General features: G+C 60.8%; 1 pseudogene. It reads right to left on the bottom strand.

The window, feature by feature from the left end:
* Nucleotides 1-189: 189 nt before the first annotated feature.
* Nucleotides 190-311: pseudogene (locus tag X730_RS1000000169040) on the bottom strand (IS630 family transposase); the annotation flags it as partial.

The following is a 311-nucleotide window of genomic DNA, read 5'->3' as shown; positions in this document are numbered from 1 at the left end:
CGCGCCACCGAAGGCCCGGAAGAAATCGAGGTGTTCGCAAGAGCATGGTCCGAAACCATTCCGCGCGGGCTGCTTTAGTCCAGCAGGAAAGATGCCTGACAATCAGCAGCGGCACCCTGTCGTCGGCGGCTTGAAGAGGATCGCCCGCCAACCAACGCCGTTAACTGACATCGCTAGAGCAGAATCTGATCACTCAGGCTCGTATCCTGCGGCGCAGAAGTAGTTGAGCACTGCTCGCGGTGAAGCGTGGCAAGGCGTCGCGGATTGCGTCCCAAAGCTCGGGGATGTTGCGTGCGGCGGCTTTCCTGAGG

This window comes from Mesorhizobium sp. L103C131B0, assembly GCF_000502275.1.
In the GTDB taxonomy this organism is placed as follows: Bacteria; Pseudomonadota; Alphaproteobacteria; order Rhizobiales; family Rhizobiaceae; genus Mesorhizobium.
The sequence above is the reverse complement of the archived record's forward strand: the minus strand, read 5'-3'. Positions and strand labels throughout refer to the sequence as shown.